26 protein-coding genes are annotated in these 23262 nt (G+C 65.1%); 14 read left to right on the top strand and 12 right to left on the bottom strand.

The genetic code is table 11. From position 1 onward, the window contains the following. Positions 1 to 41: 41 nt before the first annotated feature. Together NY08_RS19600 and NY08_RS19595 are read right to left on the bottom strand one after the other, a co-directional pair. A complete protein-coding gene (locus tag NY08_RS19600) occupies positions 42 to 476 on the bottom strand; it encodes a nucleoside deaminase (protein ID WP_045198239.1) in 435 nt (144 codons plus the stop codon). Between the two features lie 24 nt (positions 477 to 500). Continuing rightward, positions 501 to 1040: a tRNA adenosine deaminase-associated protein gene (locus tag NY08_RS19595; RefSeq protein ID WP_045200815.1), complete on the bottom strand. Its 540-nt coding sequence runs from the start codon at positions 1038 to 1040 to the stop codon at positions 501 to 503. 63 nt (positions 1041 to 1103) lie between these two features. Between NY08_RS19595 and NY08_RS19590 the strand changes: the two genes are divergently transcribed. Further along, on the top strand, positions 1104 to 2075 hold the full coding sequence (locus NY08_RS19590; protein ID WP_045200813.1) for a prephenate dehydrogenase: 972 nt from the start codon (positions 1104 to 1106) through the stop codon (positions 2073 to 2075). Here NY08_RS19590 and NY08_RS19585 read toward each other — a convergent pair. After that, positions 2048 to 2563 carry a putative glycolipid-binding domain-containing protein gene (locus tag NY08_RS19585; RefSeq protein ID WP_032395594.1) on the bottom strand — a complete coding sequence of 172 codons (516 nt, stop codon included), beginning with the start codon at positions 2561 to 2563 and terminating at the stop codon, positions 2048 to 2050. The genes NY08_RS19590 and NY08_RS19585 overlap by 28 nt on opposite strands. 188 nt (positions 2564 to 2751) lie before the next feature. On the opposite strand from NY08_RS19585, the gene NY08_RS19580 reads away from it, so the two are divergent. Further along, complete coding sequence (locus NY08_RS19580; RefSeq protein WP_045200811.1) at positions 2752 to 3093, top strand: hypothetical protein; 342 nt, start codon at positions 2752 to 2754, stop codon at positions 3091 to 3093. Between the two features lie 10 nt (positions 3094 to 3103). Here the strand turns inward: NY08_RS19580 and NY08_RS19575 are convergent, their stop codons facing one another. Both NY08_RS19575 and NY08_RS19570 read right to left on the bottom strand, forming a co-directional pair. Further along, a complete protein-coding gene (locus NY08_RS19575; RefSeq protein WP_045198237.1) occupies positions 3104 to 4927 on the bottom strand; it encodes an ABC transporter ATP-binding protein in 1824 nt (607 codons plus the stop codon). After that, entirely contained in the window at positions 4920 to 6713 is a 1794-nt protein-coding gene (locus NY08_RS19570; RefSeq protein WP_045198235.1) for an ABC transporter ATP-binding protein, read from the bottom strand. The genes NY08_RS19575 and NY08_RS19570 overlap by 8 nt, the downstream gene beginning before the upstream one ends. Before the next feature lie 178 nt (positions 6714 to 6891). Between NY08_RS19570 and NY08_RS19565 the strand changes: the two genes are divergently transcribed. The 5 genes from NY08_RS19565 (at position 6892) to NY08_RS19545 (ending at position 10738) form a co-directional block, all read left to right on the top strand. After that, positions 6892 to 8040 carry a DNA cytosine methyltransferase gene (locus NY08_RS19565; RefSeq protein ID WP_045200809.1) on the top strand — a complete coding sequence of 383 codons (1149 nt, stop codon included), beginning with the start codon at positions 6892 to 6894 and terminating at the stop codon, positions 8038 to 8040. After that, positions 8037 to 8453 (top strand): very short patch repair endonuclease, encoded by a 417-nt coding sequence (locus NY08_RS19560; protein WP_045198233.1) that lies wholly within the window; start codon positions 8037 to 8039, stop codon positions 8451 to 8453. The genes NY08_RS19565 and NY08_RS19560 overlap by 4 nt, the downstream gene beginning before the upstream one ends. A gap of 123 nt (positions 8454 to 8576) precedes the next feature. Then, positions 8577 to 9578 (top strand): hypothetical protein, encoded by a 1002-nt coding sequence (locus NY08_RS19555; RefSeq protein WP_158462599.1) that lies wholly within the window; start codon positions 8577 to 8579, stop codon positions 9576 to 9578. A gap of 9 nt (positions 9579 to 9587) precedes the next feature. Next, positions 9588 to 10277, top strand: a complete 690-nt coding sequence (locus tag NY08_RS19550) for a DUF998 domain-containing protein (protein ID WP_235386974.1) — start codon at positions 9588 to 9590, stop codon at positions 10275 to 10277. Next, positions 10253 to 10738: a GAF domain-containing protein gene (locus NY08_RS19545; protein ID WP_045198226.1), complete on the top strand. Its 486-nt coding sequence runs from the start codon at positions 10253 to 10255 to the stop codon at positions 10736 to 10738. Before NY08_RS19550 ends, NY08_RS19545 begins: the two co-directional genes overlap by 25 nt. Here NY08_RS19545 and dhaL read toward each other — a convergent pair. Next, positions 10722 to 12374 carry a dihydroxyacetone kinase subunit DhaL gene (gene dhaL / locus NY08_RS19540; protein WP_045198225.1) on the bottom strand — a complete coding sequence of 551 codons (1653 nt, stop codon included), beginning with the start codon at positions 12372 to 12374 and terminating at the stop codon, positions 10722 to 10724. The genes NY08_RS19545 and dhaL overlap by 17 nt on opposite strands. A gap of 66 nt (positions 12375 to 12440) precedes the next feature. On the opposite strand from dhaL, the gene NY08_RS19535 reads away from it, so the two are divergent. Together NY08_RS19535 and NY08_RS19530 are read left to right on the top strand one after the other, a co-directional pair. Continuing rightward, positions 12441 to 12992: a YceI family protein gene (locus NY08_RS19535; RefSeq protein ID WP_045198223.1), complete on the top strand. Its 552-nt coding sequence runs from the start codon at positions 12441 to 12443 to the stop codon at positions 12990 to 12992. A gap of 38 nt (positions 12993 to 13030) precedes the next feature. Beyond that, positions 13031 to 13762 carry an SIMPL domain-containing protein gene (locus tag NY08_RS19530; protein WP_235386973.1) on the top strand — a complete coding sequence of 244 codons (732 nt, stop codon included), beginning with the start codon at positions 13031 to 13033 and terminating at the stop codon, positions 13760 to 13762. Here NY08_RS19530 and NY08_RS19525 read toward each other — a convergent pair. The 4 genes from NY08_RS19525 to NY08_RS19510 form a co-directional block, all read right to left on the bottom strand. Next, positions 13759 to 14868: a CaiB/BaiF CoA transferase family protein gene (locus NY08_RS19525; protein WP_045198219.1), complete on the bottom strand. Its 1110-nt coding sequence runs from the start codon at positions 14866 to 14868 to the stop codon at positions 13759 to 13761. The genes NY08_RS19530 and NY08_RS19525 overlap by 4 nt on opposite strands. Before the next feature lie 31 nt (positions 14869 to 14899). Then, positions 14900 to 15541 (bottom strand): TetR/AcrR family transcriptional regulator, encoded by a 642-nt coding sequence (locus NY08_RS19520; RefSeq protein ID WP_032395380.1) that lies wholly within the window; start codon positions 15539 to 15541, stop codon positions 14900 to 14902. A 54-nt stretch (positions 15542 to 15595) separates the two neighbouring features. Then, a complete protein-coding gene (locus NY08_RS19515) occupies positions 15596 to 17017 on the bottom strand; it encodes a lipase family protein (protein WP_235386972.1) in 1422 nt (473 codons plus the stop codon). A 212-nt stretch (positions 17018 to 17229) separates the two neighbouring features. Next, a complete protein-coding gene (locus NY08_RS19510) occupies positions 17230 to 18111 on the bottom strand; it encodes a dioxygenase family protein (RefSeq protein WP_045198218.1) in 882 nt (293 codons plus the stop codon). 49 nt (positions 18112 to 18160) lie between these two features. Here NY08_RS19510 and NY08_RS19505 point away from each other — a divergent pair, with 49 nt between their 5' ends. After that, positions 18161 to 18595 carry a GAF domain-containing protein gene (locus tag NY08_RS19505; RefSeq protein WP_200893136.1) on the top strand — a complete coding sequence of 145 codons (435 nt, stop codon included), beginning with the start codon at positions 18161 to 18163 and terminating at the stop codon, positions 18593 to 18595. Here the strand turns inward: NY08_RS19505 and NY08_RS19500 are convergent. After that, positions 18567 to 18776, bottom strand: coding sequence for a hypothetical protein (locus NY08_RS19500; protein ID WP_045198216.1), 210 nt, complete (start codon positions 18774 to 18776; stop codon positions 18567 to 18569). The genes NY08_RS19505 and NY08_RS19500 overlap by 29 nt on opposite strands. Positions 18777 to 18825: 49 nt before the next feature. Between NY08_RS19500 and NY08_RS19495 the strand changes: the two genes are divergently transcribed. The 4 genes from NY08_RS19495 (at position 18826) to fahA (ending at position 22647) form a co-directional block, all read left to right on the top strand. Next, entirely contained in the window at positions 18826 to 19398 is a 573-nt protein-coding gene (locus tag NY08_RS19495) for a MarR family winged helix-turn-helix transcriptional regulator (protein WP_082073887.1), read from the top strand. 72 nt (positions 19399 to 19470) lie between these two features. Beyond that, positions 19471 to 20664 (top strand): homogentisate 1,2-dioxygenase, encoded by a 1194-nt coding sequence (locus tag NY08_RS19490; protein ID WP_045198214.1) that lies wholly within the window; start codon positions 19471 to 19473, stop codon positions 20662 to 20664. Further along, on the top strand, positions 20661 to 21449 hold the full coding sequence (locus NY08_RS19485; protein ID WP_052683878.1) for a hypothetical protein: 789 nt from the start codon (positions 20661 to 20663) through the stop codon (positions 21447 to 21449). Before NY08_RS19490 ends, NY08_RS19485 begins: the two co-directional genes overlap by 4 nt. 31 nt (positions 21450 to 21480) lie before the next feature. After that, on the top strand, positions 21481 to 22647 hold the full coding sequence (gene fahA, locus NY08_RS19480) for a fumarylacetoacetase (protein ID WP_045198212.1): 1167 nt from the start codon (positions 21481 to 21483) through the stop codon (positions 22645 to 22647). 7 nt (positions 22648 to 22654) lie between these two features. Here fahA and NY08_RS19475 read toward each other — a convergent pair whose 3' ends face one another. Then, positions 22655 to 23167: an Lrp/AsnC family transcriptional regulator gene (locus tag NY08_RS19475; protein WP_045198210.1), complete on the bottom strand. Its 513-nt coding sequence runs from the start codon at positions 23165 to 23167 to the stop codon at positions 22655 to 22657. Positions 23168 to 23262 lie beyond the last annotated feature (95 nt).

Genomic DNA, 23262 nt, shown 5'->3' with positions numbered 1-23262 from the left:
ACGGACCCGGCCACCTCACCTCTCACCTCGAGACGGGATCGTTATCTCTGGCGAGCGAAGAACCTGGTCAACACTTCGGCGCATTCGGCTTCCAACACCCCGCCGCGCACCTGCGGTCTATGGGTGAGTCGACGGTCGCGCACCACGTCCCACAGCGAGCCGACGGCTCCGGTCTTGGGTTCCCATGCTCCGAACACCACTGCTCCGACGCGAGCGAGCACCAGCGCCCCGGCGCACATCGTGCATGGTTCCAAGGTGACGGCCAGGGTGCAGCCTTCGAGTCGCCAGCCGTCCCCGTGCACGGCCGCTGCTCGACGCAGGGCGATCACTTCAGCGTGTCCGGTGGGGTCGCCCGACGCCTCCCGCGCATTGCAGGCCCGGGCGATCTCACGTCCGGAGGCGTCGAACACGACGGCTCCGACGGGGACGTCGGCATCCGACGCCTCGGCGGCAGCCGCCAGCGCTGCACGGATCATGTCCGCGTCGGATACCGACACGGACTACCGCCGCAGCTTGTTCACCGCTGCGGTGAACTCGTCCTCGAAGCCCAGTCGTTCGGCAATGGACTGCAGCTGCTCGTCGGGGTAGTCGTCGGTCTCTGCGACGATGATGCCGAGCACAGCTTCGGGGAGTCCGAGATCGGCCAGCAACGCGAGGTCACCCTCTTCGTATGGCTCGATGTCGTCGAGTTCGTCGGGGTCGACGTCGGGGATCTCGATGTTCAACGCATCGAGGACGTCCGCGGCGATTTCGTAGTCCACTGCTGCGACCGCGTCGGAGAGCAACAGTCGGGTGCCATTCGGTGCGGGACGCAGGATGACGAAGAATTCCTCGTCCACGTCGAGCATTCCGAACACCGCTCCAGAACTGCGCAGCTCACGCAATTCGGTCTCTGCCGCCGACAGACTGGTCAGTGCGTCGTCGGACAGCGGCGTGACGGTCCACTTGCCTTCCTCTCGGACAACTGCAACGCCGAATCCCTCGAGGTCGTCGTATTCCGGTGCGGATGCGCGGTTGTTGTTCGCGCGCTGTGCGGCCATGCGCGCAACGGTAGTCCGGTAGGGGCCTGTATTCGAAGTCCACGTCCGATCGACGTCACCCACCTGTGCCAATCTGATCGGGTGACTTCTTCTTCGGTGTGCGTTCTGGGGCTCGGACTGATCGGTGGGTCGATCCTGCGCGCGGCACACGATGCGGGCCGTCCGGTATGGGGATGGAACCGATCGGCCGACGCGATTGCAGGTGCTGTGGCCGATGGATACGACGTCGGCACCGACCTGGTAGCTGCACTGAGCAGGGCCGCAGCACAGGACGCGTTGATCGTCGTCGCCGTTCCGATGCCTGCCGTCGAGTCGATTCTGACTGCTGTCGCCGAGCATGCCCGCACAGCTCCGCTGACCGATGTCGTCAGCGTCAAGGCCGAGATGGCGGCCGTCGTCGAGGCGCAGGGTTTGCAGGCACGCTACGTCGGGGGACATCCCATGGCCGGCACCAACCACTCGGGGTGGTCGGCCACCGATCCGACGCTGTTCGCCGACGCGGTGTGGGTGGTGTCCACCGACCCGGGAGTCGACGCCGACGTGTGGGTTCGGGTGGCCCGTCTCGCCCTCGACTGCGGTTCGGTGGTGGTGCCGGCAGAGAGCGGCGAGCACGATCGCGCCGTCGCTAGAATCTCCCATCTTCCGCATGTGCTGGCCGAGACACTCGCGATCGTGGGCGCGGCAGGCGGACCGCTGGCGTTGGGCCTGGCTGCGGGCTCGTTTCGGGACGGGACGCGGGTGGCGTCCTCGTCGCCGAGTCTCGTTCGGGCGATGACCGAGGGCAACGCCGCCGCTCTGCGGACCGCGCTGGACGAGGCACTGGACGCACTCACGGCAGCGCGCGAAGAACTCGACGAAGGTTCGACGAAATCACTGGTCGAGGCCGGAAACACGGCGCGCCTGCAGTACGAGCAGCATCAACGCTTCGAGATCACCGACATCACCCCGGGCGAACCGGGGTGGCGGGAAAAACTGCAGGACGCGGGTCGACGCGGTGGCGTCGTGCGTCAGATCCGCTCGGCCAGTCCCGGGTAGTCGAGAACGAAACCGTCGGCGTCGACCGTGACGGACGACGTCGAGACCGGTGAGATGACGTGAATTCCCTCGGAACCACTGCTGTAGGTCAGAGTGGCTTCCTGGATGCTGAGGTCGAGCAGGTTCACGTACACAGTGGGCACCTCGAGGTCCTGGACCTGGGTGTGCAGACCGAATCGACGGATCGGCAGAGTGTTGAAGAACGGGCTGAGCACCATGTCGACGTCGAGCGCGCCACTGTAGGTCGAGCGCTGATGACTGGTGCTGTTCTCCACCATCCAATAGCCCTCGTCGTCACGGCTGACGGAGGCCTGGCGGTCACCGGATGCGAGCGAGGTGCGCACCGAGAGCCTCTTGGTGACGCCGTATTCGTCGGTCACCAGGTCGTAGGACGCGCTGAAGGCGGGGTGATCGCTGCACGCGCCACCGATGATGCGTCCGGCAGCCTTGATGCGGTTGCCCGAGAGCTGGACCCGCACGGACTCCATGCGAGGAACGTCGTGCGCTCGCCACGTCAGGATCGACGGCCAGGTTCTCGCGTCTGTGGAATCGGTCGCGGGGATGGAGACTTGCTCTGCACCCGATGCTTGAGTGATCACCCACCTACGGTAGGCGACGAGGCCCCCAGAAGATCAAGCGGACGTGCCTTTTCTCGCAGTTCATTAATGTTGTGCCCGTGACGACAGAGAACGCGGGCGGCGGGCAGTTCGATTTCGCGCACTCCGAACAGGCTGCGAAGAGTCGGCAGGACAAGGCGAAAGCTCTGGCGCGCTACGTGTGGGATCGCGGCATCACCGGTGCCGAGCTACTCGAACTCACCGACGCGGTCCGCCGGAAGCTGGCCCGCGCTGCCGACCTGCATCCACCGAGCACGATGGAGACGTGGACCATCGTGGCCGAGTTGCTCGACCGTAAATCCGTGTGGGCGGCCGAACACCCGGGCCACGACGGTGCGACGCCCCAGCACGCCGACGAGAAGATCATGTGGGTCAAGCCGCCGATCACTCCGTGGACCTGAACCACGGCACCTAGACCAGCGAGTCCTCCCACGCCTCGTGCAGGTGCGCGAAGCGTCCCTCTCCTGCGATGAGGTCCTCGGGGGTTCCGTCCTCGACGATGTTTCCGTCGGACATGACCAGAACGCGATCGGCGATGGCCACCGTCGACAGGCGGTGCGCGATGATCAGCGCAGTTCGTCCCTGCAGGATGGTCTCGAGCGCGCGCTGCACCAGCCGCTCACTCGGGATGTCGAGGCTCGATGTCGCCTCGTCCAGCACGATCACCGACGGCGCGGCGAGGAACACCCGCGCGAAGGCCACCAATTGCCTTTGGCCCGAGGACAATCGTCCTCCGCGTTTGCGCACGTCGGTGTCGATTCCATCCGGCAACGACGCGATGAACTCCGTCAGCCCGACGGCGTCCGCGGCTGCCCGAACGTCTGCATCGGTGGCCGTGGGACGTCCGAGTCGGATGTTGTCCGCTACCGAACCGGAGAACAGGAACGACTCCTGCGTCACCATCACGACGTTGCGACGCAGGTCATCGTCGCTGATGTCCCGCATGTCGACGCCGTCGAGTCGGACGGCTCCGGCCGTCGGGTCGTAGAAGCGCGCCAACAGCTTCGCCAGTGTCGACTTGCCCGCTCCGGTCGCCCCGACCATCGCGACCACCTGTCCGGCGGGTACGTGCAACGAGAATTCCGGCAGCACGACGCGTTCGGGGCCGTAGGCGAAGTGCACGTCGTCGAACGTGATGTCGCCCTTGGCTGTTCCGATCTCCACCGGGTTCTTCGGCGCTGTCACCGACGGTTCTTCCTCGAGTACCCCGGAGATCTTCTCCAGTGCAGCCGCAGCGGACTGGTAGGCGTTGAAGACCATTGCCAGCTCGTCGAGGGGTCCGTAGAACCGGCGCAGATACAACACGTAGGCGGCGAGCACACCGATGTCCATGTGTCCGTTGATCACTCGCCAGCTACCGAACACCAGGATGATCGCGAGCGTGACGTTGCCGATCCAGCGCACGATGCCGGTGTAACTCGCCATCCCGCGCAGCGCTGCGGTGGTGGCGTCGCGGTATTCCGAATCCTCGGTGCTCAGAATCGCGTCGTTGCGGCCCTCGCGTCGGAACACCTGTACCGCGCGGATACCGCCCATCGACTCCACGAAGTGGACCACGACGCGGGCGATCGCCACCCGTGTTCGACGGTATCCCTGGCGTTGTCGACGCTGCGACCACCGGGTGACGAGGACCAGCGGAACGAATCCGGCCAGCACGATCATCGCCATCGGAACGTCGAGGTACACCAGGATGATCGCGATCGACACCATCGACAGGATGGCCGTCAGAGCATCGTTGAGCGCACTTTCGAGCAGCGTCTGCAGAGATTCGACATCGCTGGTCAGACGCGAGATCAACCGTCCCGAGGTGTACTTCTCGTGGAACGACAGGCTCAGCTTCTGGGCGTGGTCGAACACCCGACCGCGCAGGTCGTACAGGATGTTCTGACTCAGCCGACCTGAGACGGTGAGGAAGGCGTAGGTGGTGAGCATTCCGAGCAGACCGAAGCCGGTGTAGCCGCCGATCGCCCACAGCAACGGAGCCCAATCCCCCTGTGCTGCAGCGCCGACACCGTTGTCCAGCGCATAGGCGATGAACAGCGGACCGGCAACGTAGGTGATGTTGTCGACCAGAATGATCAGGAACGACAGCAGGGCCTGCTTCTTGTACGGCCGCACCAACGAGGCGAGCAACCGGCGAGAACGCCCGGCCAACAACAGGTTTCCGGTTGCGTCGGCCTCCGATTCCTCGCCGCCGACGCCGCGCCAATCCGCGGCTGCGGTTTGCTCAGCCATGAATCGACCCCATCACTTCGCGGTACCGCGGCGACGACGCCAGCAGTCCCTCGTGTGTTCCCTGCTCCACAATTCGTCCGTTCTCGAGATACAGCACGCGGTCGGCCAAGGCAGCGGTCGACGGCCGGTGCGCCACCAGCAGTGTCGTCGAGTGCGCCAACACGCGTCGTAATTCCTTCTGCACTTTGGCTTCGGTGTCCACGTCGAGCGCGGACAGCGGGTCGTCGAGCACCAGTACTCGGGGCTTGCCCAGCACCGCCCGCGCCAGTGCGAGCCGCTGCCGCTGCCCACCGGACAGGCTCATTCCCTGCTCACCGATGCGAGTGGCCAGGCCCCACGGCAACTGCTCGACGAAATCCGTTGCGTGCGCGATCTCCAACGCCTCGGCGACCTCGGCATAGGAGGCTCCGGGCGAACCGAGCGCGATGTTCTCGCGCGCACTGGCCGAGAACAGCACCGGATCCTCGAACGCCACCGTGACGATCGACCGCAGATCGGCCAAACGCATCGAGGCCACGTCGATTCCGTCGATGGTGATGGAACCCTCGGTGGCGTCGAACAGCCGGGGTACGAGGTTCGTCAGCGCGGTCTTTCCGCTACCGGTGTTGCCGACCAGCGCGACGGTCTCCCCCGGCTCGACGACGAAGCTGACGTCCTCGAGAAGCGGTGCGGACGCGTCGGGGAAGGTGAATCCGACGCGATCGAATTGCACTCGGCCACGGATCTTTTCGGGCAGTTCGACGGGATTGTCCGGATCGGTCACGGTTTCGGGAGTATCCATGATCTCCCAGTACCGATCCGCGGCCGTGCGCGCATTGTTCAGCTCGGCCAGGAGATACCCGAAGGACTCGATCGGCCACAGCAGGAAGGTGACGATGGCGATGGCCGCGACGAGGGTGCCGACCGTCATGGTGCCCTGGACGATGGAGTACGTGCCTACGGCGAGGATCGCGCCGATGGTGATCGGCTGCAGCCCGACGATCACCGCCCAGATGATCGCCAGGTAGCGCACCTTCTTCAGCTCGGTGCCCCGCAATGTGCGGGCCTGACGCAGAAACTGTTTGCCCAAGTGCGCACTTCGACCGAACGCCTTGAGGACGCGAATACCCTGGATGGACTCTTCGACCGTCGTCGTGACGTCGCCGGCCTGATCCTGAGCATCACGGGCCACGACGCGATAGAGCGTCTCGAACTTGGTGCAGGCGATCACCAGCGGTACCGACGTCGCCAGCATGATCAGCCCCAATTGCCAGGACTGCACCAGCAGTACGCCGATGCCTGCGACCAGTGTGACGGCGTTGATGATGATGAACGGGCCGATGAAGGCCATGAACCGCCGCAGCGAACCGAGGTCTGCGATGGCACGAGAAAGCAGCTGACCCGATTCCCAGCTCTCGTGAGCCGCGACCGAGAGTCGCTGGAGTTTGTCGAATACTGTTGCGCGCGCTGAGATCTCGAACTGACTCGACGGGCGGGAGACCAGGTAACGGCGAACCCAGATGCCGAGTGCATCGATGGTGCCGAGCAACAGGACGAATGCCGCGGGCCACCATACGGCCGAGAAATTGTGATCGGTGATGGGCCCGTCGATGACGCGTTGCATCACCAGCGGGATCACCAGACCGGTCATGGTGGCGATCAGCGAGACCACGATCGAGGCGATGTAGAACCACTTGTACGGCAGCAGAAACGGCGCGAAACGGCGCAGCGAGCTGGGCGGCTTCGCGGTGTCCGGGTATGGCTGATCGAGGGTTCGGGTTTCGGGATCGAGCACACCCGTAGACACAGTTCTTCTCCTTATTGCTGTGCTCGAATGCTTTCATTGCACAGGCTCAGTTTCCAACCGATTTTTCGGCCCTCGCATTCCAGTGTGAAACCTCGAGCTCGGTCGAGGTCAAGCGAACCGACTCTCGAGTAACGTAGGGCCGTCGGGCAAGGGAAGGGCATACGTGAGCGCACGGTCGATGGTCGGGTTGTTCGCGGGGATCGGCGGGCTCGAGCTGGGGTTGGCCGACGCAGGGTGGACGACGCAGTTGCTGTGCGAGATCGATCCCGGAGCCGGGGCCGTCCTGAGAGCGCGCATGCCCGAGGTACCCCTGCACACCGACGTCACCACTCTTCGAAGCCTGCCCGCCGACACCGAACTCGTCGCGGCCGGCTTCCCCTGTCAGGACCTGTCGCAGGCCGGACGCACCGCAGGCATCACCGGTGCCAGATCGGGCCTGGTCGACGAGGTGTTTCGGCTGGTCTCGCGTCGACGCGGCCCGCGATGGCTGCTGATGGAGAACGTGCCGTTCATGCTCCAGCTCGGCCGTGGGGCGGCCATGCGACACATCACCGACGCGCTGGAGGACCTCGGCTACATGTGGGCATATCGCGTCGTCGACGCCCGCGCGTTCGGGTTGCCGCAGCGTCGGCAGCGGGTGGTGATGCTGGCCTCGCGTACCGACGATCCACGCGAGGTGCTGTTCTCGCAGGATGCAGGACTGCTACCCGACGGCGACCCGGCCACGCAGCCGTGCGGTTTCTACTGGACCGAGGGCATTCGCGGGCTGGGCTGGGCCGTCAATGCGGTCCCGACGCTCAAGGGCGGATCCTCGCTCGGCATAGCCAGTCCGCCGGCGGTTCGGTTGCCGTCCGGGGAGATCGTCACTCCCGGGATCATCGGTGCCGAACGTCTGCAGGGATTCGATCCGGAGTGGACGCTGCCCGCCGTCCAGCAGCCCGGCGTCCGCAGCGGACATCGCTGGAAGCTCGTCGGCAACGCCGTCAGTGTGCGCATGGCGTCCTGGGCGGCGAGCGCACTCGACGATCCCCAGCCGTACGACGCCTCGAACGATCCGGCTCTGCTGCCTGGTCAGGCCTGGCCGACCGCAGCCTGGGGACGCGACCGCACCAGCTATCGGGTCGCGGTGACGACCATGCCGGTGCACGAGCCGTACGAGGACCTGATCGATTTCCTGGACGACGCGAAGCTGCTCTCGGCGCGAGCGACCGCCGGGTTCCTCAAGCGAGCCAGAGCGGGCAATCTCCGTTTCGTCGACGGCTTTCTCGACGACCTCGACGCCCATCTCGAACGCATGGGCGGGTACGCCGAGAGGGTGTCGGCGTGAGCGCAGAGCGGCCCGCCACCGACGCCAGGACCAGCGCGCGACTGAGCAAGCAGAAACGACGCGACACCAAGCCCGAGGTGGCGCTACGGCAGGCACTGCACCGTCGAGGTCTGCGCTACTTCGTCGATCGAGCTCCGTTGAAGGGCATGAGGCGTCGAGCAGATCTGGTCTTCCCCAGGCGCAAGGTCGCGGTCTACGTCGACGGCTGCTTCTGGCACAGCTGCCCGATTCACGCGACCAAGCCCCGCAACAACGCGCAGTGGTGGGCCGACAAACTGGCGGCCAACGTCACGCGCGATCGCGACACCGACGACAAGCTCCTCGCGGAGGGCTGGCGCGTCGTACGAATCTGGGAACACGAGGACCCCGCCGAGGCCGCCGATCGAGTGGTCGACGAACTTTCCGGAGACTGAAACAACCTGTCCGGAGACTGAAACCATCTCCAGCCCCCGCGCGTCCAACCCCATGATCGGTTGATTCGAGTTTCGGGGGAAACGGTGCGTAGAAATTGGTGGCTTGCGGCAACAGCGCTGGCGATGGCCGTATCGACGAGCGGGTGCGCGGTGGTCTTGCTCGGCAGCGCCTCCCCCGTCAGCAGTGCGCCGCAGAACCGGTACGGATTCGTGCTGTCCGAGGCGGACCGGTACCTCGCAGACTCGGCGGCGTTCGTACGCAGTCTCGACCCCTGCGGTTTTCTCACCGAGGACGACCTCGCTGAGCTCGGCACGGTGGTGCAACTGCGCCCCGACGGCGAATTGAGCACGTGCTCGGCCAGTCTGAACCCGGCGAACTCGAGCGCCACCGACTCCGTCTCGATCGATCTGAACGGATATCAGCCGACGCCGGACGACCCGGACACCGAGCGGATCACGATCGGCGGCGAACAGGTGTATCTCCACGACCTGTCGCAAGGGCAGTGCCGCGTCAGCTTTCCGCTGCGCGACGAGTTCGACGGAGCCGCCACCGGGGCCATGGACGGCTTCCTCACCGAATCCGGTCGTAGCTTTGCCACGATCGACGTCGATCGGGCCGTCGCCGACGCGTGTGCAGCGGCGACAACCTTCGCCGAGACCGCACTGAGCCTGTTGGACGATCCACCACTGCGGGCCGACTCGAAGTACAACCTTCCGCTGGCCTCGAAGGACCCGTGCGCCGTCCTCGAACACCTGCCCGCAACCTGGACGGTGGCCCGCTGGAACCCCGCGTCCGATCCGTACCGTTGCCACTTCACGGCGTCGTCGTCGACGTTCGAGGACACACTGGCGATGCTCGACGTCACGCTCACGTACGTCGACTCGGATCTGCGTTCGACCGACAGCGAGCCCGTCCAGCGGGGCGGCTACACCGTCGAGACACGCGCCTCGGATTCGTCGTGCTTCGCGGACATCGTGCTGGGCAACCCCGTGCTCGGCATGCCCGAGAAAGACAACGCTGCCGCGCGCTATGCCCGCACGGTTCCCACACTGTCCGTCCTGACCGACAGCTGCGAGTCCGCCGTCGCACTGGCGGTGGCAACCGCCGAGGTACTCACTGGCTAGCCTTGGTCGGTGCGTTCGAGAACCGAAGGCGTGGATATCCGCCGCGTCGTAGTGGCGATCTGCTTGATCCTCGCCGGCCTGCTGTACTCGGCCTGGGTGGCCGAATTCTTCCTCGATACCGGTCTCGACCCGACCACATCGTTCCTCAGCGAACTCGACGCCCGCGATCAGCCGTACCGCGAATTCTTCTCCACCGCAGACGTCGTCACGGGTTCGTTGATGATTCTCGCGGCGATTATCGGCTTCCTGGCAACCCCGCGACGACGACTCGTCGTCACCGGCTGGGTGGCGTCGGGCATCTTCGGCATTGCGACTATCGCCGACGCGAAACTCCCCCTCGAGTGTGTGGCGGCCGACGATCCGAGCTGTCCGATCGAGCCGAGCGGATTGTTCCCGCAACTCCATCACCTGCATGCGCTGACCAGCACCATCGCGGTGTTCGCGATCTTCACCGTCATGATCGCGTTCACGGTGGCCGCATTTCGCTACCGGCTCTACCCGCTGCTGCGCACGCTGGGCCTGGCCGTTCTGATCGTGACGACACTGGCTACCGCGTGGCTGCTGATCGCCGACAATCTGCCCGGCGAGTACGGTCTCGGCATCGCGCAACGGATACAGGTAGGCGGCATGTCGGCGTATCTGGTGGTGCTGGGGTGTGCGCTTAAACTCGGCGCATGTCTTTCACCGCGACCGAACTGAACGGATCCAAGGTCGAGCAGTATCAGCAGCTCACCGAGCAGGCCCGTGGCCTGGTGTTCGAGGAATCGAACCTCGTCGCCAACGCCGCCAACCTGTCTGCGCTGGTGTATCACGCTCTGCCCGAGGTCAATTGGGTCGGCTTCTATCTGTTCGACGGCACCGAACTGGTGGTCGGGCCGTTTCAGGGTCAGCCCGCCTGCGTGCGCATCGCCCTGGACAAGGGTGTCTGCGGAGCAGCAGCAACGACCCGCGAGACGCAGCGCGTCGCCGACGTCCACGCTTTCCCCGGTCACATCGCGTGCGATGCCAACACACGCTCCGAGGTCGTCGTACCGCTGTACCAGGGCGAGACCCTGATCGGTGTGTTCGATCTGGACAGCCCTGTTCCCGACCGCTTCGACGCCGACGATCAGGCCGGCCTCGAAGCGATCGCGGAGGTCTTTCTCAGTTCGCTGAGCTAGCAGCTGCCTCGAAGAACCAGGCCATGACCAGCGCACCGGGGTCGACGACGCCTCGCGCGGCCTCGCCGACGTAGCTGGCGCGGCCGCGGTTGGCGGTCATGTCCTCGGTCGATTCGGCTCCGGTCTTCGCGGCGTCCGCGGCCTGCTGCAGGGTGCCGCCGTCCTTCTCGAGTGCATCGACGGCAGGGGCGATGGCGTCGACCATCGTCTTGTCGCCTACCCGTGCGCCACCGAGTTCGGTGATGCTGTCCAGGCCTGCCCGGGCCGCGGCCGCGATGGCAGCAGTACCTGGCTCGGATTCGAGCATCGTCCGGTAGAACTGGCGGAACCAGATCCCGAACAGCGCGCCCGAGGTACCGCCCGCGTGGCCCAGGTAGGCCTCACTGACGGCCTCGAATACCGTTGCTGCCGAATAGGTGTCCTTGACGGCATCCAGATCGAGCTGTTCGAGGGCGGCCACCATGTTGGTTCCGAAATCGCCGTCGCCTGCTTTGCGGTCCAGCTCGGTCAGGGCCGGTTCTTCGTCGAGTACCCGCTGCGCCCAAGTCCCGATCCACGTCGAGGCGAACGCCGAAACCTCTCCGGTGTCGGAGGGCTCGAACGAGGGCCCGAAGCCTCCACGTTCGCCCACCGACTTCACGCCGCGGCTGTGGGCGTTGGGCCAACCGGGTGCGTCGGTGGGGGCGTCCCAGAGCTCGAGCATCTCGTCATCGGCACGCACGAGGGTGATCGAGGCTCCACCCATGTCGAGCGCGGTGACGAAGCTGCCGACGAGCGAGCGGGAGATCTCGATCCCCTTGCCGTGCAAGTACTCCGAGAGTTCACCGAACAGCAGATGCAGCTCCAGCGGATGCGTTGCTCCGAGCCCGTTGACCACCGCGATCACCGATTCGCCCGAGTTCAACCCGAGCGAGTCCACGATGGGATCTGTCAGTTTCGCGACGATCTCCCGGGCGGGCAGGCGCGGCACACGGTCGGTGCCGCGTTCTCCGTGGATGCCGATGCCGAGTTCGATTTCCTCCGACGGGAGGTCGAACGACGGCTCGTCCGCTCCCGGCAATGTGGGCGGATTCATCGCGACGGCCATGCTGCGCGCGTTCTCCGCGGTTCGACGCCCAAGCGCGACCACCGCCTGCAGACTGTCTCCGCGTTCGGCCGCTGCGCCGCATACCTTTTCGACGACGATGGTCGCTGCGGTGCCGCGGCGGCCAGGGCCGTCCTCGCTCTCACTGGCCACGTCGTCGTCGACGAGAACGACGTCGGCGACAATGCCGTCCTCCTGCAACAACTCTCGCGCGATCTTGAAGTTCATCACGTCGCCGGTGTAGTTCTTCACGATGTGGACCACGCCGCCGCCCGAGTCCACGGCCTTGGACGCCTCGTGCACCTGGAGGGCATTGGGTGAGGTGAACACCAGGCCCGGGCACGCGCCGGTGAGCATGCCGCGGCCGATGAAGCCGGCATGCAGCGGCTCATGGCCCGATCCCCCACCGGACAGCAGCGCGACCTGGCCGTCGGAGATGCGATAGCGACGCGTCAGGTAGCCGGGGTCGGCATGCCAGGCGACGTCGTCGGTGGCGGCGACGAAGCCGCGGAGGGCGTCGGCGACGAATGTTCGAGGGGAATTGGAGAACATACCTCCACCCTAACCACCTGCGCCTGAGTCCCGTCGTCGGTTCTGCGGGACGGATACAGTCGGGGGATGAGTACCGAGACCTGGACGCTCGACGCATCCGACGGCGGGCAGTTGGCTGTTCGCACGGATGTCACAGGAAGGGCATCCAAGATGGGGCATCGCCTCACGATCGCGATGACCTCCTGGACTGCGACAGTCGAGTGGGCCGGGGACGCACCTACCGCTCTCACCTTGACCGCCGAGGTGAGTTCACTCGACGTGGTCCACGGCGAGGGTGGACTGACACCGTTGATCGGACCGGAGAAGATCGTCGCGAAAGCCAACGCGCTCAAGAGTTTCGACGCCGACCGATATCCGTCGATTCGTTTCCACTCCACCGAGATCACGGCCGTCGACTCCGGATTCAGGCTGGCGGGCACGGCCGAGATCCACGGTGTGTCGAGGGAGATCACCGTGGATGTGGACGTCACAGACCTCGGCGATCGGTGGCGTGTCGGGTCCGAAACCACTGTGCGTCAGTCGGATTACAAGATCACTCCGTATTCGCAGATGTTCGGAGCCATGAAGGTGGTCGACGAGGTCACCGTGACGTTCGACGCCGAGTATCGCAAGCCCTGAGCCTTTCCAATTCACCTGCAATGGTGGACACTACGGCGGTGAGTCGAAACAGATGGTTGGTCGGATCCTGCGCATCGGCCCTGGTGCTGGCCGTAGCCCTGACTGCGGGCTGCAGCAGTCCAGCGACCACGTCCCCCGATGGACCTCCCGGGGTGAACGTCAACGGCGTCGGAGAAGTCCAGGGCGCACCGGATACGTTGACAACCCAGATCGGCGTCCAGGCCACGGCCGAGGACGTCACCGCCGCGATCGAACAGGCGAACGCTGCGGTGACCGAAGTGACGGACGCGGTCATCGCGGCCGGAGTCGCTCGCGAGGACATCCAGACTCAGCAGGTCTCGATCGATCCGCAGTATTCCGGTGCTCTGCCGGGCGGTACCTCGGAAATCTCCGGATATCAGGCCACCAACACCTTGCAGGTGACGGTTCGCGACCTGTCGAAGGCGTCCGAAGTGTTGGGCGACGCCACATCGGCCGGTGGCAACGCGACCCGAATCTCCGGGGTCTCGTTCAAGATCGACGACGATTCCGAGCTGATCACCGATGCCCGGTCCAGGGCGTTCGCCGATGCCCGCGATCGCGCCGAGCAGTACGCGACACTCGCAGGCGGCGAACTCGGAGACGTCCTGTCGATCACCGAGTCGATCACCGGCCAGGAGCAGCCGAGGACGTTCGGCGATTCCGCCAGTTCGTTCGACACGGCGGTGCCCATCGAACCTGGCCAGCAGACGGTCAGTGTGTCCGTGTCGGTGAAGTGGGCGTTGAACTAGAACTCGGCAGGCGGTGGCAGGCGATAGTTCACCGGTGTTGCCGAGAAGTCCAGTGGGTTGCGGACGCTGTCGGCCACTGAACCGGGAACCTGCACGCGCGGTTCGAGACCGAGTGATTCCGCGAACGCGAAGGCCTCCTCGAGAGAATTTACCGGTCCCGCGGGAACGTTGCGGGCCATCAGTTCTCGATACCAGTCGTCCGCGGTGCGGGCGCTCAACGCCGAGGTCAGAACGTCGACCAGCTCGTCTCGATGTTTCACGCGAGCGGAATTGGACGAGAAGCGCTCGTCCGCTGCCAGTGCGGGCGATCCGAGAACCTCGACCAGGGCAGCGAATTGCCGGTCGTTGCCCACGGCAAGTGCGAGGGGTCGATCGGCGGTCTCGAACACCTCGTACGGCACCAGTGAGGGGTGCTTGTTGCCCATCGGCACGGGCACGACACCGGCCCCCAGATAGGCCGACGACTGGTTGCTCAATGCGGACAGCACCGACGCCATCAGTGAGGTGTGCACCTGCTGGCCGGCACCGGTGTTCGATCGATGATGCAGCGCCGCAAGGATTCCGCTGAGCGCATGGAGTCCGGTGACGATGTCGACCATCGCCACACCCACCTTGGTCGGTGCCTCGGCGTCCGGGCCGGTGACGCTCATCAGCCCGCCGACCGCCTGAACCACCAGGTCGTAGCCCGGCAGCGCTGCTCCCCCGCCGGTGCCGAAACCGGTGATCGAGCAATAGATCAGACCGGGATTGCACTGCGAGAGCGTCGAGTACCCCAGGCCGAGGCGGTCCATCGCGCCGGCCCGGAAGTTCTCGATCACGATGTCCGCGCCGGCGATGATCTCACTCGCCTCGGCTACCCCGCTCTCGGACTGCAGGTCGACGAACCTCGACGTCTTGTTTCGATTGACCGAGTTGAAATAGGTTGCCGTACCGGCAGAGTCGTACGGGGGACCCCACGATCGGGTGTCGTCTCCGATTCCTGGCCGCTCGATCTTGATCACCTCGGCACCCATGTCGCCGAGCATCATCGTCGCGTACGGTCCGGCGAGTACACGGGAGAAGTCCGCAACCACGAGTCCTGCGAGTGGTCCGGTGGCAGCTGTCATCGGTCCACTGTATTGCGCGGCACCCTGCAGTTCAGTTCAGGTCGGGAACGAAGGCTCCCAGCACGGCGACCATCGTCTCGACGATGAGCTCGATGGGTGGCCGGGGCGGGGCGGTACGGGACCAGTCGGAGACGATCTCGGTGAGCGCTCCGAGGAATGCTGTTGCAGCCAAACGGTATCCACCCGGGGGAACGAAATCGGAACCGACTTCCGAGCGCAGGGTATTCTCGAAGAATTCCACCCACTGTGCACGGCGGCGCGTCCGGTGCTGTTCGACGGCATCGCTGACACCCAGCATCTCCAGATACGAAATCCGCGCTCGCCGTGGGTCACCTCCGATCGATCCGACCAAGGCGGTCATCGCGGCGACGACCAGCGCGCGTCGGTCTCGGTCGACTTGCCCGTCGAGTGCGGCGACGACTGCAGCCAGCGCGTCGTCTTGGATCAGGTCGTAGACATCCACGAGCAGCGCCTCACGGTTGGCGAACTCACTGTAGAACTGACTGCGCGCCAAACCGGCCGCGGTGCAGATATGGGCGACCGAAGTGGCTGCGTATCCGCGCACCCCGATGACCTCGATCCCGGCCTGCAGAAACCGTGCGCGTCGATCGGCTTTGCGCGCGGCGGACGATTGTCCGGCGTAGATGCGGCCCTGATCGTCGGCGACAGTCACCGGCGGAGTCTACCGCCGTTGACTGTCTCGCGGCCCTGACGCCGATCGGACCCGTCACGCCCCGATCGGCTTGCCGAACAGTCCGGCGATCATCTCGCCGACGGCATCGACGAAGAGCGGGTGTGCACGTGTGTCGAGCGCCATCGAGCCGACATCGTTCGTTCGACAACCCGGTTCCACAGGAACACCGGCAAACCGGTCGCGCATCCACAACACCGCGCTCGGAAAGGCAATCAGCTCCAGAGTGATGTGCTCGCTGAAATGGTCACGGGTGTAGGTGACATCGGCACCGGGACGGCTGCAGTACGAATCGACCATCGCGTTGACCGGCCCGATCGGCACCAGCCAATCCGGGTTCGAGTGGTAGACGTAGAGCGGCATGTTCGGGGTGGTGCCACCGAGTCGCATCGCGGACAGGGCCTTCTTCACCACGGGTTGTTGAATCGGGTCGCCGTCGGTATGCAGGAAACCCTTCAGGTTGACGAACGGGAGCAGCGCCGACGAGTAGCCGACACAGAGATTGTCCTTGGCCGCGAACAAAGTTCGGCCGAGCGGATCGATGTGCCGGTCGATGAAGTCGGCCAACTCGGGATCTTCGCGGCTGGCACCGATGATGCCGGCAGCGACGATGCCGGAGCCGAGGGCGTTGTTCGCGTTGTCGACCAGGGCCCCGAGTTCAGCCGGGGTTCCGCCCTCGGTGACGCCGACGATATCGAGCTCGGGCGCGTAGCTTCCGGCCAGCTCGGCTGCATGACCGGTGGCTATCGCGCCACCGGAGTAGCCGCTCATCCCCACCTTGGTGGCCTCTCCGGACAACTGCATCGGCGCGAAGTTCTCGGCCGCTCGGATGCCGTCGAGGGTGATCCGACCGGCGACCGGCCCCGCGGCGAACGAGTTGTTCGGACCTTGATGGTCGGGTACCGATACCGCCCAGCCCTGAGCCAACGCTGCCTGCACCTCGAGGAATTGAGCACCCGACGTCACAGCGCCCGTGACCGGCCAGGGGATTGCCCCCGCTCGCATCGCATACGAGGGCGCGCAGTAGGCGGCGAGAGAATCCTCGGCCAATTGGATGGATATCAGCGGGCGCGGTGCCGCGGGCACGCCACGGGGCTTGATGACCGTGGTGACCGCAGCTATCGGCTCGTCGCGTCCGTTGTTGGACCGAAACGACAGCTGCCAGGCGTCCACCTGTGTGGGGATCACGTTGAGAGTGGCCAGCTCGACTGGCCGAGCGGCGATGATCTGACCTGGTTCGGCCGCGGCCACGACGTCGGCGGGAGGACGGTAGAAGCCGGTGTCGAACTCCGGGATCGTCGGCCACGTGAACGGTGCCAGAGGCGGCTGAACCACCACCTCGGGCGGATCGCTGACGTCGGGTGCAGCGGCAGCGGTACTGGTCGTCGCCGCAATGGCGGCGACGGCGGTCACCAGGCCGATTGCGGCCCGAAGCGTCCAAGATCGAGCAGAAGACACGGGTGTACTCCTTCGCGCCGGAGGGCGGGCTCCGTAGGACGCGCGCCCGGCGTCGGTTCGTACAGCGCATCCGACCATCTTGGACACCGATGTCCGAGATGGTGCTGAGAACTGTAGAGCGAAGTGGCGTGGATAACAATCCCCGGTTCGAAAAGAATTCAGAAGTGAACCGATTCCAACTCCAGCCGGCCGTGCCCGCCCCTCCTACGACATCACGCGACCGCGAAGGACCTTTTCGCCAAACCGAATTGAAAGCCGGTGATGGCGGTGGTCACCGGAGCTTCCGGGTTCTCGGCGGCACCCAGAGTGACGAACAGTGGCGTGAAATGTTCGACGGTGGGGTGGGCGTACGGCATCCCCGGCGCAGCACTACGGAAGTCCGCCAGAGTCGCGACGTCACCACGCGACAACGCGTCGGCCGCCCAGAGATCGAAGTCCTCCGACCAGGTCGGCACAGTGTTGGTGGCGAAATTCTCCCGGGACAGGAACGGCAGACCGTGCGTCATGAACCCGGAACCGATCACCAAGACTCCCTCGGCGCGAAGTTCCTTCAACGCGGTGCCGATCGCCATCAGCCGATCGGGAGCGTGCGTCGGCAGGCTCAACTGCAGAACGGGAACATCGGCGTAGGGGTACATGACCTTCAGCGGAACCCAGGCACCGTGGTCGAGGCCGCGGGAGTTGTGCTGATGCAGGTTCTCCGACGCCGGAATGGCCGCGGCGACGCGTGCGGCCAGCGCCTCGGCGTCGGGCGTCCGATATTCCATCGAGTAGTAGCGCTGAGCGAATCCACCGAAGTCGTAGACCAGTGGGGTTGCGGCACCCGAAGCGGACAGACTCAGCGGTGCCTCTTCCCAGTGTGCGCTGACGATGAGGATCGCTTTCGGCTTGGGCATCGACTGCGACCAGGTGAACAGCTGGTCCATCCACAGGGCGTCGTCGAAGACCGGGGGTGCGCCGTGGCTGATGTAGAGGGCGGGCATCGGTCCGTCGTTCGGGGTCCACAGTTTCTGCGACCGGCTCGCGGGCGCGGCATCGGCGAGAAATGCGTCGAACGCCGCGCCCGCGACCGGCGGGTTGATCACAGATGGCATGACAGGTCCTTCGAATTGCTTAAGTTGAACCTTCAAGTTAGCACCGATCGTGCATTCTGGCCAGCATCGCTACGCTCGGCCCTATGCCGGACGCCGTCTACCGCGCACCGATGCCCGGGGTGTCGAACGTGCCCTCACCTTCGGACTCTGCGGGATGGCGGCCGACGACGAACGATCACTACGACGGGTCGAGCGCTTCGAGCAGGTCGCGGACGGCACCTGGGTCTGGACGCGTACCGAGCGCGGCGAGTACTTCCTCGGCCGAATATCCGGTCCGCTTCGCCAGGACTACAGCGCCGATGCGGTGGCGTCGAACATGGTCTTCGTACGTGACTGCGAGTGGACCGACGAGCCCGTTCCCGAACATCGGGTACCGGCCGCGACGCTGCACACCTTCGCCCGCGGCGGGCGCAACTTTCAGCAGACGCACGACCCTGAGGTCGCCGCGGAGTCGGCTAACGTGTGGCGAGCGCGAGGCCGCTGACCTGGGGATCGACCTGCACGACGGCGTACCCCTGAATCTCGAACTTGTTCTCGCCCTCGGGCGGCCCGAGCACGGCGCGGACGATCAGCGTTGCGGCGGCAGCGACGAGTGCGATCACGACGACCACCGCGGCCACGATCAGCAGGGTCCGGGGGCCGCCGAACAGGTTCTTCGAGCTCATGAGTCCATCATGACTCCTGCGGGACGAGGCACGTATCGCGCCCAGCGAAATGATAAAGGTGTTGATCAGATGGTTTCGTGGTTACAGTGAATCCGTGACCGACTCACCCGAGCCCGATTTCTGGTCGTTCATCGAGACCGCCAACAGCACGTTGGCCCGGAAGTACGGATTCGAGCATCAGCTGGCCACAGAGGTTCTACTGACGCTCAACCGGGCGTCGAACATCGTCACGTACGACCTGGAGTCGACGGTTCATCGCCCGCGAGGCTGGTCGTGGTCGTCGTTCCGGCTGATGTTCGTCACGTGGCTGGCGGGTCCGATCGAGCCGAAGCGGGCCGCCGAATTGACCGGTATGAGTCGCGCGACCGTATCGAACCTGTCCAAATCCCTGATCGCGGGCGGTTTGCTCGTCAGCACCCCCGACGAGTCCGACGGGCGTTCGGTTCGCCTGGCCCTCACCGATCGTGGTCACGCAGAGATGGTCGAGACGTTCGCCGAGCAGAACGAGCGGGAGAACGCGTGGGCCAGCGCGCTCACCGAGCCCGAGCAGCGGATTCTGGTGATGTTGTTGACCAAGCTGATCACGAATCGAAGCCAGTTCGACGTCCGCGGACGGAACTGACGGTTGCGTAGATCACGTCAAAATAGTTAATGTATTTACTACATCCGGTGAACTCGACCCAGGAGCGACGACGTGGCCTACTACCGGCAGCTCGGATCGGTGCCGCCGAAGCGGCACACCCAGCATCGAACTCCAGAGGGCACCCTCTACTTCGAGGAACTGATGGGCGAAGAGGGCTTCTCCTCGGACTCGTCTCTCCTCTATCACCGCCACATTCCCTCGGCCATCGTCGATGCCACGGTCTGGGAGCTTCCCGATCAATCGACGACGCCGAACCATCCGCTGAAGCCGCGACACCTGACGTTGCACGAGCTGTTCCCGGACTCCGTCGTCGCCGACACCGACGTCGTCACCGGCCGGCGACTCGTCCTCGGTAACGCCGACGTCAGACTGTCCTATGTCGTCGCGTCGAAAACCTCACCGCTGTATCGCAATTCGATCGGTGACGAGATGGTGTACATCGAATCCGGTTCTACTGCAGTGGAAACGGTATTCGGAACCCTCCAGGCACAGCAGGGTGACTACGTACTCATTCCGCGCTCGACGACGCACCGTTGGATTCCCGACGGCACCCTGCGCGCGTACGCCATCGAGGCCAACAGCCACATCGCGCCACCGAAGCGCTTCCTGTCGAAGTTCGGCCAGCTGCTCGAGAACGCGCCCTACTGCGAGCGCGATCTGCACGGTCCATCCGAGCCCCTGCTCGCGGAGGGAACGGACGTGGAAGTGCTTGTCAAACATCGTGGTTCGACGGGCATCGTCGGAACGCGCTACGTCTGCCCGCAGCATCCGTTCGACGTGGTGGGGTGGGACGGGTGCCTGTACCCGTACACGTTCAACATCTCCGACTACGAACCGATCACCGGACGGGTGCATCAACCACCACCGGCGCACCAGGCGTTCGAGGGGGCCAACTTCGTGATCTGCAATTTCGTTCCGCGGAAGGTCGACTACCACCCGCTGGCGATCCCGGTGCCGTACTACCACTCCAACGTCGACTCGGACGAGATCATGTTCTACGTCGGCGGCGACTACGAAGCCCGTAAGGGCTCGGGGATCGGTCAGGGATCGATCTCGGTGCATCCGGGCGGTCACGCTCACGGACCGCAACCCGGTGCGTACGAACGCAGCATCGGTGCCGAGTTCTTCGACGAACTGGCCGTCATGGTCGATACGTTCCGCCCGCTCGAGCTCGGCGAAGGTGCGCTCGCGTGCGAGGACACCGGCTATGCCTGGACGTGGGCCGGCCGGGGACCGAACCGATGATCCCGAAGTTCCTCCATCGTCTGTGCGACGACGCCGCTGTCTTCCCTCCCGGCAATGCGCCGCTCGATGTTGCTGTGGCACAACACCTCGAGTACCGGGCCAGCGCCTTCGCCGACCTGGTGGGCCCGCTGGTCGTTCCCATGGACCGGGTGACCGAACTCGACCTGGGTACCCGGATGGAGGTGGCGTTGACCGCACCTGCCGGACCAGGCAGTGTCGAGGCCGGCCTACGCGCCGCTGACCGCACGGCCGGGGTGACCGTCGTGGCCATCGAAGTGGCAGTCCCCGACGGCACCGACATCGATGCCCTGCGCACCATCGTTCAGGACATCGACATCTACGTCGAGATTCCCCGAGATGCCCGACGAGAGGCCATCTTCGACGCTGTCGACGAGTTCGGGTATCGCGCCAAATTCAGAACCGGCGGCGTCACGGCCGACCTGTGCCCGGACGAGCAGGAGCTCGCCGCGTCCATCTACGAGGCCGCGCAGCGTGAGGTCCACTTCAAAGCCACCGCGGGATTGCACCATGCGGCCCGTAACACCGATCCCGACAACGGGTTCGAGCAACACGGCTTCCTCAACGTGATCCTCGCGGCGCAGGCCGCCCACAGCGGCGCGCGAGTCGGCGAGCTCGAGAAGATCTTGGCGATCCGCGATGCAGACGTCCTCGCCGGGCTCGTCGCCGGGATCGAGGGCCAACGCGCCTTCGCCTCCTTCGGTACCTGCAGCGTCCGCGAACCCCTCGACGATCTCGTCGCCCTCGGCCTCGTGCCACCCCTGTGAGCCTCAACCCCGTACATCAGGAGCGCCGTCCATGACGCACATCGACATCCCCGCCGATTCCGAGTTCGGAATCGACAACCTCCCCTATGGCATCTTCAGCACTCCCGGTACCGACGCACGTGTGGGAGTTCGCTACGGCGACACCGTGATCGATCTATCCGTCGCTGTGGACGATCGTGATTTCGCCTCGCCCAGCCTCAATGCGTTCATGTCCCGTGGACGCACCCGCTGGGTGGAGGTGCGCACGTCCGTCACCGACATGCTCATCAATGGCACCACCCCCACGGACGCAATCGTGTCCGTTTCCGATGTCACGATGCACCTGCCGTTCGAGGTGGCCGACTACGTGGACTTCTACGCCTCCGAGCACCACGCGTCCAACCTCGGTAGACTCTTTCGCCCCGATGCCGAACCGCTGCTACCGAATTGGAAGCACCTGCCCGTTGCTTATCACGGCCGGGCCGGCACGGTGTTCGTCTCCGGTACCGACGTCAGGAGGCCGTGCGGTCAGCGCAAGGCACCCGACGAGGCGTCGCCCACGTTCGGTCCGAGTCGGCGACTGGATATCGAGGCCGAGATGGGGTTCGTCGTCGGTGTTCCGTCCGACGGGCCCATACCGCCGGATCGGTTCTCCAAGCACGTGTTCGGTGCCGTCGTCGTCAACGACTGGTCGGCTCGCGACATCCAGGCCTGGGAGTACGTGCCGCTGGGGCCGAATCTCGGCAAGAGTTTCGCGACGTCCATCTCACCGTGGGTGGTTCCCCTGCTCGCGCTCGAACACGCGCGAACATCGACGCCGGTTCAGGATCCGGAGCCGCTCGAGTACCTCCGCGAATCTCGTTCGTGGGCTTTGGACATCGATCTGACGGTCTCGTGGAACGGCCATGCCGTTTCCCACCCGCCCTACAGTGCGATGTACTGGTCGCCGGCGCAGATGCTGGCGCACGAGACCGTCAACGGCGCAACCAGCCGAACCGGTGACCTGTTCGCCTCGGGCACCATCTCTGGACCCGAGAAGGATCAGCGCGGTGCCTTCATCGAACTCACCTGGGGTGGTAAGGAACCGGTGTCACTCGGCGCGGAGACCCGCACCTTCCTCGAGGACGGCGACGAGGTCGTCATTGCCGCGAGCGCTCCTGGGCCGAACGGTTCGCGCATCGGCTTCGGAGACGTCCGGGGCCGGATCACGCCGGCCTGAACGACTGCTATTCACGCGAGGGTCGGTAGGCAGGGGCTTTCGGCGTTCGATCGGTCTCCGCGGTGTTCAGCAGCGGCATCGTTCGGAACTCGACCAGTTCCGAAAGCACCACCACACTCGTCGACCGGGCGATCGTACGAGACTGGTTGAGTACGATCAGAGTTCGTTGCAGATCGTCGTGCGAGGCAGCCGCGACTCGGCACAACACATCACCGGCACCCGTGGTGGCAAAGGCTTCCAGGACGCCGGGGATCTGCTCGAGCACAGCGACGACGTCACCGAGCGCACCTTGCGCGATCTCCAAAGTGACGAACGCCTGGACCCCGTAACCTGCTGCAGCCAAGCCGATTCGCGGTCGGTATCCGGTGATGACACCGCTGTCCTCCAGCCGTTGAAGCCTCGCTGTCACCGTCGCCCGTGCCACCCCGAGGTTCCGTGACAGCTCGAGCACGCCGATTCTCGAATTGTCCTGCAGCGCAGTGAGTATTGCGCGGTCCAGCTTGTCGAGCGTCGGTTCCATCGTGCACCTCGGTGGCATCGTATTTTCTAGACATATCGTATAGCAGAACGAGAGATTGTCTGCGCTATCTGTACAGCTGAGACAGTAGAAACGAG

This window comes from Rhodococcus sp. B7740, assembly GCF_000954115.1.
Taxonomy (GTDB): domain Bacteria; phylum Actinomycetota; class Actinomycetes; order Mycobacteriales; family Mycobacteriaceae; genus Rhodococcoides.
Note: the sequence above shows the minus strand (reverse complement) of the source record. Positions and strands in the feature narration are given on the sequence as shown.

Excerpts from the sequence above, each read along its gene's own strand:
- NY08_RS19475 (WP_045198210.1), bottom strand. The coding sequence starts at position 23,167 with ATGGAACCGACGCTCGACAAGCTGGACCGCGCAATACTCACTGCGCTG.
- dhaL (WP_045198225.1), bottom strand. The coding sequence starts at position 12,374 with ATGTTCTCCAATTCCCCTCGAACATTCGTCGCCGACGCCCTCCGCGGC.
- NY08_RS19595 (WP_045200815.1), bottom strand. The coding sequence starts at position 1,040 with ATGGCCGCACAGCGCGCGAACAACAACCGCGCATCCGCACCGGAATAC.
- NY08_RS19525 (WP_045198219.1), bottom strand. The coding sequence starts at position 14,868 with ATGACAGCTGCCACCGGACCACTCGCAGGACTCGTGGTTGCGGACTTC.
- NY08_RS19585 (WP_032395594.1), bottom strand. The coding sequence starts at position 2,563 with ATGGAGTCCGTGCGGGTCCAGCTCTCGGGCAACCGCATCAAGGCTGCC.
- NY08_RS19485 (WP_052683878.1), top strand. The coding sequence starts at position 20,661 with ATGATCCCGAAGTTCCTCCATCGTCTGTGCGACGACGCCGCTGTCTTC.
- NY08_RS19495 (WP_082073887.1), top strand. The coding sequence starts at position 18,826 with ATGATAAAGGTGTTGATCAGATGGTTTCGTGGTTACAGTGAATCCGTG.
- NY08_RS19575 (WP_045198237.1), bottom strand. The coding sequence starts at position 4,927 with ATGGCTGAGCAAACCGCAGCCGCGGATTGGCGCGGCGTCGGCGGCGAG.
- NY08_RS19510 (WP_045198218.1), bottom strand. The coding sequence starts at position 18,111 with ATGCCATCTGTGATCAACCCGCCGGTCGCGGGCGCGGCGTTCGACGCA.
- NY08_RS19600 (WP_045198239.1), bottom strand. The coding sequence starts at position 476 with ATGATCCGTGCAGCGCTGGCGGCTGCCGCCGAGGCGTCGGATGCCGAC.
- NY08_RS19545 (WP_045198226.1), top strand. The coding sequence starts at position 10,253 with ATGTCTTTCACCGCGACCGAACTGAACGGATCCAAGGTCGAGCAGTAT.
- fahA (WP_045198212.1), top strand. The coding sequence starts at position 21,481 with ATGACGCACATCGACATCCCCGCCGATTCCGAGTTCGGAATCGACAAC.
- NY08_RS19555 (WP_158462599.1), top strand. The coding sequence starts at position 8,577 with ATGGCCGTATCGACGAGCGGGTGCGCGGTGGTCTTGCTCGGCAGCGCC.
- NY08_RS19535 (WP_045198223.1), top strand. The coding sequence starts at position 12,441 with ATGAGTACCGAGACCTGGACGCTCGACGCATCCGACGGCGGGCAGTTG.
- NY08_RS19565 (WP_045200809.1), top strand. The coding sequence starts at position 6,892 with ATGGTCGGGTTGTTCGCGGGGATCGGCGGGCTCGAGCTGGGGTTGGCC.
- NY08_RS19500 (WP_045198216.1), bottom strand. The coding sequence starts at position 18,776 with ATGAGCTCGAAGAACCTGTTCGGCGGCCCCCGGACCCTGCTGATCGTG.